Source organism: Hydrocoleum sp. CS-953 (assembly GCF_002260545.1).
Taxonomy (GTDB): Bacteria; Cyanobacteriota; Cyanobacteriia; order Cyanobacteriales; family Microcoleaceae; genus Trichodesmium.
Genome location: NZ_LGSU01001378.1, coordinates 1 through 11,578, shown reverse-complemented (window position 1 = coordinate 11,578; position 11,578 = coordinate 1). Strand labels below are relative to the sequence as shown.

The window sequence follows — 11,578 nt, the reverse complement described above, 5'->3', positions numbered from 1 at the left end:
TTCCGAAGGAAAAAGCGTTAGCGCAGCTCCTCTGTAAGAGGCAGCATTCCGGAACGGAAAACGCATTTTTGCCTGTGCAACGTCCGTACGGGAGAAGTAAAAATAAGGATAATCAAAGATTAAATTGTCTCAAATCAGGAAAAAGGTAATTCTCCCAAAGTAATTACTTAATAACTGAAGTCTTAATCAAGTATAGCATTAATGCATGGGAATTGGGATTAAATAATTTTAATCAATAGACATCAAAATTACAAATTTTTCTCTACTAAAAAAAGATTTTAATATTTACATTTGATAGATGATAATTACCCACCAAGTTTTCAAAGGTGGGGTATATAAAACTGATAAAATTGAGCAATTACTATCGACTTGAAGATAGTATAGTTACTTTCTAACAAGCAGCGATCGCAACCAGTTTACTGACTTCCAATTATCTTTAATTATCTTATCTTGAGTTTTTTGATTTAAACGAATATTTTTTGATTGTTTGACCGCAGAAATACTAATATCAGATATGGCTTGAGTAGATTTATTCAGTGCTTTAAATAAATCTTTTTCTTTGATAGGTTTGCTGTATGCTTTAAATAAATCTTTTCCTAAACTCATTGCTTTTACTTCACTAAAACTCAACAATATTTATTTTATCTCTAAGTAGGCTGTTGCGATCGCTAAGTAGGTAAATCTAATTAAACGTTAAAAAAAATGTAGGGGCGAGTTTAAGCGAAAGTCTTGACATAAGAGCGATCTAGTTCTCACTCACCTAACTTATTTATTTATCAACAGCAGATAAGAGGCGATATTTATGGTAATATCTGGATTAAAATTCTCTCCAGTGTGTTTGATAATTCCAATCCTAAAAAAGATAACAAAGTAGATGAAGTAGTAGACAGTTGGTAAAAAATACAATATAATACAAATAATACAAATACAATTGAATAAATGGACAATATATCCAGATGGCACGACTAAACCAAATCATCGCCATAGAAAAAGGAATCAAAAGTCGGTCAGTGCAGGAACTAGCGGAAGCTCAAAAAGCTTTGCAGAAACCTGCTTTACTTTCGGGTATTTCTCGAACCTATCGCCCTAAAGATGAGGAGGGAGAACAACTCCCCCCAGAGTCGAAAAAGGTGGAGGTTAAAGCAGAAGAAATTATCCGCAAGACAGCCGAGGTATTAACAAAGTTGTTGGATGTGACAGCAACTAAAGATTGGACAAACTGTACTGCCCGCGCTGATGTGGTTGTGGATGGTCNAACCAAATCATCGCCATAGAAAAAGGAATCAAAAGTCGGTCCTCGCCCTCCCTCGCTCACGCTCCAACCTCTTAGCATACACCTGCTTTACTTTCGGGTATTTCTCGAACCTATCGCCCTAAAGATGAGGAGGGAGAACAACTCCCCCCAGAGTCGAAAAAGGTGGAGGTTAAAGCAGAAGAAATTATCCGCAAGACAGCCGAGGTATTAACAAAGTTGTTGGATGTGACAGCAACTAAAGATTGGACAAACTGTACTGCCCGCGCTGATGTGGTTGTGGATGGTCAAACCTTGTTAACTCAAGCTCCAGTTAGTTATCTGCTATTCCTAGAAAAGCAGTTGACAGACTTACGCGCTTTTATCAAAAAGCTACCAGTTTTGGATGCTGCGGATACTTGGACGTTTGATCAGTCTTCTGACTGTTGGGCAACGGAACCAGTTCAAACATTGCGGACTTTCAAAACTCCCCGCAACCATGTTAAAGCAGAAGCGACGGAACATCACCCCGCGCAAGTGGAGGTATATTATGAAGATGTGACTATTGGTTATTGGCGCACGGTCAAATTTTCTGGCGCATTGCCTGCACGTCGGGTTAATGAAATGTTGGAAAAGTTAGAAAAGCTGTCTCAAGCTGTTAAATTTGCTCGTGAAGAAGCTAATAATTCTGAAGTAGAAGAGCAAAGAGTAGGAGAGCGTATTTTTCAATATTTATTTCAATAGAAAACAGGGAGTAGGGAGTAGGGAGTAGGGAGTAGGGGGAAAGAATTGATAATTTATTTGCGATAATTGATTTCCTGTTTTTATTATTNTTCTGAAGTAGAAGAGCAAAGAGTAGGAGAGCGTATTTTTCAATATTTATTTCAATAGAAAACAGGGAGTAGGGAGTAGGGAGTAGGGAGTAGGGGGAAAGAATTGATAATTTATTTGCGATAATTGATTTCCTGTTTTTATTATTGGAGATGTCTAATAATTAGTTGTCAAAATTTATAGTTTGAGTTATTATTAAATTGGAGTACAAATTCAATCTCAAACTTTAATTTAAACCGTACAAGTATTATAGTGTCAGTTCGATTCTGACCTTCGTTTGATAAACGAAGTAGCCCAATGGGAAGAGGCGATATTTTGTACAATCTCAAGATTAAGCTATTACTCCAAGCTTAATATTCATCACTGTCGCGAGAACAAATTTCGAGGAAAAATATCATTGATATGCAGGCTCGTATCCTGCTCCTGGCTTCAATTTGTATATAACTTATATGCCGGGATAGCTTAACTGGAAAAGCACGATGATAACAAACTAAAACCGAGAATTAAAAGCGATCGCGTGTCAATTGAGTGATAAAACGAAGCCCTAAGTATGGACAGAACTTAGGGCTTCACTTTTGTTAAAAGCGTTGCTGAAATTTTGGGATAAATATTATAGCGGTTTTCACTTCATGACTTGCATTACTTCTTCCTTGTTCTCCCAGCAATTGACCACTATTGCGACGATAGGAAGGAATCTCAAGAGTTTGGTAGATTGCTTCCTTCCACTCTGTTGCAGTCGCAATGACTTGGATATAGTAATTATCTAGATTTGATATTACCTGGACTTGGCTTTGTTGCATGAANTTCTCCCAGCAATTGACCACTATTGCGACGATAGGAAGGAATCTCAAGAGTTTGGTAGATTGCTTCCTTCCACTCTGTTGCAGTCGCAATGACTTGGATATAGTAATTATCTAGATTTGATATTACCTGGACTTGGCTTTGTTGCATGAAAGTATATAGTTGCTGCACAAGCAAGTGCATATGTACTTCACTTCTGCGCGGAAACTGCTATAACTATTGGACAATAGATGAATCAAACATCAATATAAGACAGAAAAAGGCTGAAACTTTTACCTGTAAAGGTTTTGATATTTCGTCGGCAAACCCTAACTATTGGACAATAGATGAATAGAACATCAATAATTGCGAAATAGATCGATATAGCAGCCGCATATCAAACGCATTTGATATGTGAACCAAAGCGGAATGGATGTTCTATCNACAATAGATGAATAGAACATCAATAATTGCGAAATAGATCGATATAGCAGCCGCATATCAAACGCATTTGATATGTGAACCAAAGCGGAATGGATGTTCTATCCCTACTTTTATGCCACAAAGCCCCTGGACTTTAGAAAAAAATAGGTTAAAAATAAGGTCAAAACATTATACAATAGTGCTTTGACCTTAAATAAACTGTTTTATTGATATATCTAGGTTCCAGGTATTTTTCGCACTGTGAGGTATTTACCTTGCTATTACTAGGTCTGAAGCCATTTTTGAACTAAAAAATATCAAAGTACCGCGCTTGTTGAGAAATCCTCTCCCTGAAACAGACTTTGTAATCTACTAAGCCTAGAATTCCTGCACAGTTGGACGGATAATGATTTCGTTCACATCCACATCGGCAGGTTGTTCAATCGCATAAGCAATTGCGCGCGCTATAGAATCCGCAGGAATTGCATTATTTTCATAGAGTTCTTTCACAGCAGCAGCGCCACCTTTATCAGATGAACCATGTTTTAACTCAGACTCAATTGCACCGGGTTCAATGGTTGTGGTGCGAATCTTACCCCCTACCTCATGACGCAAACCTTCACTAATGGCGCGCACAGCAAATTTTGTGCCGCTATAGACTGTCCCACCGGGGCTGAAGACTTTCACCCCTGCGATAGAGGATATATTGATAAAGTGACCACTTTCCTGTTTTTCAAAGACAGGCAGTGCGGCAGCCACACCATAGAGAACACCTTTGATGTTGATATCAATCATGCGATCCCATTCATCCACTTTTAGTGCATTCATCGGGGCGATAGCCATGATACCCGCATTATTTATCATTACATCAACGCGGCCAAAAGCATCGATAGCCTTTTGTACCAGCGCCTCAACATCACTTCNCCACTTTCCTGTTTTTCAAAGACAGGCAGTGCGGCAGCCACACCATAGAGAACACCTTTGATGTTGATATCAATCATGCGATCCCATTCATCCACTTTTAGTGCATTCATCGGGGCGATAGCCATGATACCCGCATTATTTATCATTACATCAACGCGGCCAAAAGCATCGATAGCCTTTTGTACCAGCGCCTCAACATCACTTCTGATTGTTACATCCGTTACCAGATAGTCTGCTTCGCCACCCACTGCTTTTAAATCATTTACGATTGCTTGAAGCTTATCTTCACGACGAGCGCCGAGAATAATCTTCGCACCCAAACTTGACAAATGCCTTGCTGTCGCCTCACCCAAGCCGCTACTACCACCCGTGATTACAACAACTTTATTTTCAATGTTATTCGTCATATTTTTTCCTTTATTTGATCTATTTTAGAAGGATTCCCATTAGCTCACTCTTTAGTTTACCTGGCAAGTTATTTACACGCAAGTCTCTTACAGCGCTTTTCAGTTGAGTAAACCACAAAACTTTTGTAGGAGTCAGGAGTCGTAGGGGCGTTTGCGGAGCATTCCGGAACGGAAATNCACAAAACTTTTGTAGGAGTCAGGAGTCGTAGGGGCGTTTGCGGAGCATTCCGGAACGGAAATGGCCATGTGCTAACGCAAAGCTCCGCGTTAACGGAGTTGTGCGATAGCAAAACGCCCGTACAGGAGTCAGGAGGCAAAGGCTAGTTTCAAAGCTCTACATCCTCAAGTTGCAACCGAATACAAGTCTTCGATTATGCCCCCTGTGCAAATCGACTGTGGTTTATCCATTTGAAAACTGCTGTAAAAAGTATAGTGAGGTTGGCTTTAACAAAGAACAGATTAGAAATAACTTTTTCCTTGAAAATCATTGGAGAGTTAATGGACACTATTTATTTTCCTATTAACTGGACTTTAGAAAAAAAAAGTACCATTACAAGTTACTCAAAAAGATATTCGCAACTGGTTTACAAATTGTTGTTACTGTACTTCATAACTCTGGGAATTACTATATAACCCCTGAAGGTATTTATTTTTTTATACATGATGGGGGTGCGGAGTGTGGGAAGTGTGGGAAGGTGGGGGCATTTTTCTACCTTTTTCCCCTCTGAGTATTTCTTAATCTCCTGACTTCTGTACGGGCGTTAACGATAGTTATGCGAAGCTAACGGCCGTTTCGNAACTCGCAACAAAGCCCAAGATACTGTTAGGGCTTCTATATAACTAATCAGATATTCTAATTTTTTTAGGGGCGAATTAGATTTCTGTTGAAGTATCAAAAATATCACCTCAATATTTATTTTTAAACTCGCCCCTATAACTCAGATATCTCAGCCAAATATTCCAAGTTTATAGATAACTTCAAAATTAACTACGGTCAATTTCTGCCAAAATTGCATCTAAAATTTCTTGGGCACCTTGTTCTCTCAACTTTCTAGCTAATTCAAGACCTATTTGTTCCGCCTCAGCAGCAGCACCAATAACAACATCTTTAACCAATTTCTTACCATCTAAACTAGCAACTAAACCAGTTAAAGTCAGTTGTTCTCCTTCTATTTGAGTATTAACACCAATGGGAACTTGACAACCCCCTTCCAACTCTCTCAAAAAAGCACGTTCCGCATAACATCTCTGAGCAGTGGTAGTATGTTCCAAACTCTTCAATAAATCAAGAATATAACTATCTCCCTCACGACATTCTATTCCTAAAGCACCTTGCCCAACTGCATGAAGAGACACTTCTGGGGGTATAACTTGATGAATGCGATCGCCCATTCCTAATCTATGCAAACCAGCAAAAGCTAAAATAATGGCATCATACTCACCAGCATCCAATTTTGCCAGTCTAGTATTCAGATTACCACGAACATCCTTAAATTCTAAGTGGGGGTAATGGTGACGGAGTTGTGCTAAACGTCTCAGAGAAGACGTACCAATAACAGCACCTTCTGGCAAAGTCTCAAGTTGTTTATCTTTGAACTTTTCATGTACTACCAAAGCATCTGCTGGGTTTTCCCGTTCGGTGACGCAACCCAACATCAAACCTTCTGGTAAATTAGTAGGTAAGTCTTTGAGAGAATGAACTGCCAAGTCAGTTTTCTTTTCCAGCATTCCCACTTCTAGTTCTTTAGTGAAAAGTCCTTTATCCCCAATTTTTGCTAGGGGCACATCTAGAATTTTGTCCCCTTGGGTAGACATAGTTTCGACTTCAAATGTAATGTCTGGGAAATTTTTCTGGAGTTCTTCTTGCACCCAATAGGTTTGAACTAGGGCGAGTTGACTTTTGCGGGAACCGATCCGAACGGTACGAGTAGAGGCAGATACTGTCATTTTTTCTATTGAAATTAATAAATTTGGTCATTCTTTCTAGACTACCCTAAAAAGGGGCCTAAATCTTTAAAGTTAGAAGTCAGAAGTCAGAAGTTAAAAGTTAAAAGTCAAAAGCTAGTAGTGGCGTGACACAGCTAAAATAGTGGAAAACTTGTAGTAGACCGACACAGCTAAAACTCTGCATTAGGGCGGGTTTACTTAATCTTAGGGTGAATATGAAAATTTCAACTAAAATCCGCCCCTACTATTGCACCATTTTAGATGAAACAGTCCAGTAGAGTGCGTTAGACAGCTACAACCTAGACTATGAAAGGTATTTAACAATCTGTCGTAACGCACCATTTTAGATGTGTCGGTCCAGTAGGTCTAATTAAATGTGGAAAAAATTGTAGGGNTATTGCACCATTTTAGATGAAACAGTCCAGTAGAGTGCGTTAGACAGCTACAACCTAGACTATGAAAGGTATTTAACAATCTGTCGTAACGCACCATTTTAGATGTGTCGGTCCAGTAGGTCTAATTAAATGTGGAAAAAATTGTAGGGGCGGGTTTAACTGAAAGGCTTGACATAAGCGCTGTAGTCTACTCAACCCGCCCTACACTCATTACGTTTATTTATGCTCACCTACCTAAGATATTTTTAGCTAAAAAAGACAATAAGAATTTTAGGCGATATAGCTGCCGCTAGGCTCCGCCAACGCTTAATTATATTAAGCGTGAAATTATTTGTGAGATATTTACAGTGAATTGGTAAAAAATGACTCAAAAAGAAAGAGAAGTATTGGAAAAAATTGCTCAGGTTATGGAAAATTTGCCTAGTGAAAGTTTGTTGGCAAAATGTTGGACTGAGGAGCAAAAGGAGGAATGGCAGAAAGTAAGAAATACTCAACTTTATATAGCTGAATGTTGGCGTTACAACTTCATATATAATCAAGTATATCCTCTGCCTGAAGCTTTGAATAAACCAGNCTAAATAATACAATTATAATTTTACTCGATATAGCTTCCTCTAGTCTCCGCCTACGCTTAATTATATTAAGCGTGAAATTATTTGTGAGATATTTACAGTGAATTTTTAAAAAATGACTCAAAAAGAAAGAGAAGTATTGGAAAAAATTGCTCAGGTTATGGAAAATTTGCCTAGTGAAAGTTTGTTGGCAAAATGTTGGACTGAGGAGCAAAAGGAGGAATGGCAGAAAGTAAGAAATACTCAACTTTATATAGCTGAATGTTGGCGTTACAACTTCATATATAATCAAGTATATCCTCTGCCTGAAGCTTTGAATAAACCAGAGGTTAGTAAACATAAATATGATTTGATTGTTCTGAGTGTAGAGTTATACAAAGCTCAATGGGAACTTATTCAAGTAGCAGAAAAGTATGTCAAACGAGTACACGCTCAACCTACTAAACTTGTACCTAATAAGGTAAAGAATCAGTTGTACAAATTTTTTCCAGATAGTATTTTTCTTAAACCTTATCCATTTAATTCTGATTATGATTTGTTTGTAGCTACTTTAAAAGAAGAGATAGAAGGTGCTTTTGAAATTTGCCTAGAAAAACATTATAGTATTAATTTCAAAAGAATAAAAAATGGCGTTAAGCAATTAATTGACATAATTGATAACGCTAATAAAAAGGGAGGAATTTATCCCAAACTTCATCCTAAAGAACAACAAGAGCTGAAAAAAAATATGGGTTGGCATAGAATCAGTTTTTCTTGGTGGGGAATGATTCTCTTTATCTGTCAATTTGCAGCAATTCGTGACTCTTCTATCAGGCAAAAATTGACTGTAGTAAATAAATCATTGATCAAAGCTTTCGAGTTATCAGCTAAGGCTAGTTATAAACTTAAATCATTCACCTCAATAGATGGAAAAAAAGTTCCCTTTGATAAATTTGGCGGAGTACCTGTTAAAAATGACAAATAGTCAAGGGATTTTAACAAAACTTAAAAACAGAAACAGTTTCAATCTACCCCACAGATAAAGGAATTAAGTTGGAAAAGTCAAAGTTCACATCCAACAAAACTGGAGAGAAAAAAATGTTGACTTCTAATACTCCAAAAACTCAACTATCCCAACCTGAAAATTTATCTGAAATGACAATGGAAAAAATGTTAGACAAAATAGAGGAAATTTGTAAATTAGCACTAAGTCTAATTCATGCAATTAAAAATATGCGTCAGTTATACCAACATAGTCAAAATCAAATTCAACAACTTCAAGAGAAAGTAAATTATTTGGAAGTAGATAACCGCAATAAAGATGACAAAATTCAAGAATTAGAATGTTTGGCATATTTTGAATCTCCAAATGGAGATGCTATTTGTAACTCGCCATCTTAAATTGCCATCCAAATACTTAATAACTGTGACTATAAAAGTCATGGTTATTAGACTTTTTATAATTAGACAAAATAGAATAATTTTTGCAGAATATTTTTCAACTCTTAATTATTTTTTAGAATAATTTAATTTGTACAGGAACAAGGTAACATAAATAATCAACCTTCTTCCTTTTGTTGTCAATCATCAATTTCTTTTTAACTTTTAACTTTTAACTTTTAACTTTTGACTTATATAGAATCCGGTTATATAGTATATGTCTATAACTACACTTCAATATTCAATCTCCCCTACTCCCTCTCTCCCCCTACTCCCCTGCTCTTCCAACTATATAATAAGTATTCAACCAGATTTGATATTAATTACCCTCGATCCCAAAAAAATGCTATATTAAAAAGTTAAGCTAGGGGTGCCTAAATATTTAGGCTGAGAAATACCCTTAGAACCTGAGACTGGTTAATACCAGCGGAGGGAAGCTGTTTATTTAAGGGAAAAAATATGCGGACAGAATGGATCGCCAAGCGTAGTGGACACAACAATGTCTCTCAAATGCACTATGCTCGTCAGGGAATCATCACAGAAGAAATGGACTTTGTTGCCCAACGAGAAAATCTCCCTGCTGAGTTAATCCGCGCAGAAGTAGCTAGGGGTAGAATGATTATCCCTGCTAATATTAACCACACCAACCTCGAACCAATGGCTATTGGCATTGCTTCTCGGTGTAAAGTTAATGCTAATATTGGTGCATCTCCTAATAGTTCTGATATTAATCAGGAAGTTGATAAACTGAAACTGTCTATTAAATACGGTGCAGATACCGTGATGGACTTATCTACAGGTGGCGGTAATTTAGATGAAATTAGAACTGCCATTATTAACGCCTCCCCAGTTCCTATAGGTACAGTACCAGTTTACCAGGCAGTAGAGAGTGTTCACGGCAGAATAGAAAATCTCACTCCCGATGATTTTCTTCATGTTATCGAAAAGCACGCTCAACAAGGTGTAGATTATCAAACTATTCACGCTGGAATGTTAATTGAGCATCTACCTTTAGTCAGAAGTCGTATTACTGGTATAGTTTCCCGTGGCGGTGGAATTATCGCTAAGTGGATGTTACACCACCATAAGCAAAATCCATTATACACCCATTTTGACGAAATCATCGAAATCTTCAAAAAATATGATGTTTCCTTTAGTTTAGGAGATTCTTTGCGACCCGGTTGTACTCACGACGCTTCTGATGAGGCACAATTAGCAGAATTAAAAACATTAGGTCAATTAACTCGTCGTGCTTGGGAACATGATGTCCAAGTTATGGTAGAAGGTCCTGGTCATGTTCCAATGGACCAAATTGAGTTTAACGTCAAGAAACAGATGGAAGAATGTTCAGAAGCACCTTTCTATGTTTTAGGTCCATTAGTAACAGATATTGCCCCTGGTTATGACCATATTACATCTGCTATTGGTGCTGCAATGGCAGGTTGGTATGGTACAGCCATGTTATGTTACGTTACTCCGAAAGAACATTTAGGTTTACCTGATGCTGAAGATGTGAGAAATGGGTTAATTGCTTATAAAATTGCTGCCCATGCTGCGGATATTGCTCGGCATCGTCAGGGAGCGAGAGATAGAGATGATGAACTTTCTGCTGCCCGTTATAATTTTGATTGGAACCGTCAATTTGAATTATCTTTAGATCCTGATCGAGCAAAGGAATATCACGACGAAACTTTGCCTGCACTTCTAGATCAAACTCTCGAATTTTCTTCTATGTGCGGACCAAAATTCTGTCCGATGCAACCTAANACATTTAGGTTTACCTGATGCTGAAGATGTGAGAAATGGGTTAATTGCTTATAAAATTGCTGCCCATGCTGCGGATATTGCTCGGCATCGTCAGGGAGCGAGAGATAGAGATGATGAACTTTCTGCTGCCCGTTATAATTTTGATTGGAACCGTCAATTTGAATTATCTTTAGATCCTGATCGAGCAAAGGAATATCACGACGAAACTTTGCCTGCGGATATCTATAAAACTGCTGAATTTTGTTCTATGTGCGGACCAAAATTCTGTCCGATGCAAACTAAAGTTGATGCTGATGCGTTGACAGAATTAGAGAAGTTTTTAGCAAAAGAAAAGGAAGTGGTAACTCAAGCTTAATAGCCACATTAATTCTGAAATAATTAGGGTGGGTAGGAAAAATTAATATTTGGGTTTAATTGTCGATCCTTTTATTTAAACCTACCCTAGAAACTTATATTTTTCTCTTTTGTTAAAGTTGGAATTATTGAGAATAAATAACTAAACTCCCCTAAAAAACAGGGGAGTTTTTAATTTTGAAATATGAAAATAAATTTCTGTAAAATTATCAGCATTTAGCCGTAAATTGAGAGTCTGCTAGGATGCATTAGGGGCTATCATCAGGAATATATTATCTCTAATATCATGTCCGGTTGAATAGTTATAAATAAACGAGAGAGTCCTCAGGAGTCGTAGGGGCGTTTGCGGAGCATTCCGGAACGGAAATGGCCATGTGCTAACGCAAAGCTCCGCTNGGAGTCGTAGGGGCGTTTGCGGAGCATTCCGGAACGGAAATGGCCATGTGCTAACGCAAAGCTCCGCTTTATATGTCGCTCCGCGTTAACGGAGTTGTGCGATAGCAAAACGCCCGTACAGAAGTCAGGAGG

General features: G+C 37.9%; 7 protein-coding genes, 2 pseudogenes and 1 riboswitch. Of the genes and pseudogenes, 5 read left to right on the top strand and 4 right to left on the bottom strand.

Going from position 1 to position 11,578, the window contains the following annotated elements; translation table 11 throughout:
• Positions 1-384: 384 nt before the first annotated feature.
• Positions 385-633: a hypothetical protein gene (locus tag AFK68_RS26910; protein WP_094676632.1), complete on the bottom strand. Its 249-nt coding sequence runs from the start codon at positions 631-633 to the stop codon at positions 385-387.
• Positions 634-1,417: 784 nt separating this feature from the next.
• On the opposite strand from AFK68_RS26910, the gene AFK68_RS26900 reads away from it, so the two are divergent.
• A complete protein-coding gene (locus tag AFK68_RS26900; RefSeq protein ID WP_246844488.1) occupies positions 1,418-1,975 on the top strand; it encodes a hypothetical protein in 558 nt (185 codons plus the stop codon).
• Positions 1,976-3,643: 1,668 nt separating this feature from the next.
• Here AFK68_RS26900 and AFK68_RS26890 read toward each other — a convergent pair.
• From AFK68_RS26890 to hemC, 3 genes and pseudogenes are all read right to left on the bottom strand, one after another.
• Positions 3,644-4,188 (bottom strand): annotated as a pseudogene (locus tag AFK68_RS26890) (SDR family oxidoreductase); the annotation flags it as partial.
• Between the two features lies 1 nt (position 4,189).
• On the bottom strand, positions 4,190-4,596 hold a 407-nt coding region (locus AFK68_RS46625; RefSeq protein ID WP_371357580.1), incomplete at its 3' end, for an SDR family oxidoreductase.
• A 984-nt stretch (positions 4,597-5,580) separates the two neighbouring features.
• Entirely contained in the window at positions 5,581-6,543 is a 963-nt protein-coding gene (gene hemC, locus AFK68_RS26880) for a hydroxymethylbilane synthase (RefSeq protein ID WP_094676624.1), read from the bottom strand.
• Positions 6,544-7,625: 1,082 nt separating this feature from the next.
• Between hemC and AFK68_RS39945 the strand changes: the two genes are divergently transcribed.
• From AFK68_RS39945 to AFK68_RS26855, 4 genes and pseudogenes are all read left to right on the top strand, one after another.
• Positions 7,626-8,474, top strand: coding sequence for a hypothetical protein (locus AFK68_RS39945; protein ID WP_210407645.1), 849 nt, complete (start codon positions 7,626-7,628; stop codon positions 8,472-8,474).
• A 113-nt stretch (positions 8,475-8,587) separates the two neighbouring features.
• A complete protein-coding gene (locus tag AFK68_RS26865) occupies positions 8,588-8,890 on the top strand; it encodes a hypothetical protein (protein ID WP_094676620.1) in 303 nt (100 codons plus the stop codon).
• A 395-nt stretch (positions 8,891-9,285) separates the two neighbouring features.
• A riboswitch (TPP riboswitch) is annotated at positions 9,286-9,381 on the top strand.
• Between the two features lie 7 nt (positions 9,382-9,388).
• Positions 9,389-10,695 (top strand): annotated as a pseudogene (gene thiC, locus AFK68_RS26860) (phosphomethylpyrimidine synthase); the annotation flags it as partial.
• Position 10,696: 1 nt separating this feature from the next.
• Positions 10,697-11,051: phosphomethylpyrimidine synthase ThiC (locus AFK68_RS26855; RefSeq protein WP_210407644.1), on the top strand; the 355-nt coding region annotated here is incomplete at its 5' end.
• Between the last annotated feature and the right edge of the window lie 527 nt (positions 11,052-11,578).

What these genes read in the sequence shown, in the direction of transcription:
- AFK68_RS26865 (WP_094676620.1), top strand. Translation starts at nt 8,588, where the DNA reads ATGTTGACTTCTAATACTCCAAAAACTCAACTATCCCAACCTGAAAAT.
- hemC (WP_094676624.1), bottom strand. Translation starts at nt 6,543, where the DNA reads ATGACAGTATCTGCCTCTACTCGTACCGTTCGGATCGGTTCCCGCAAA.
- AFK68_RS39945 (WP_210407645.1), top strand. Translation starts at nt 7,626, where the DNA reads ATGACTCAAAAAGAAAGAGAAGTATTGGAAAAAATTGCTCAGGTTATG.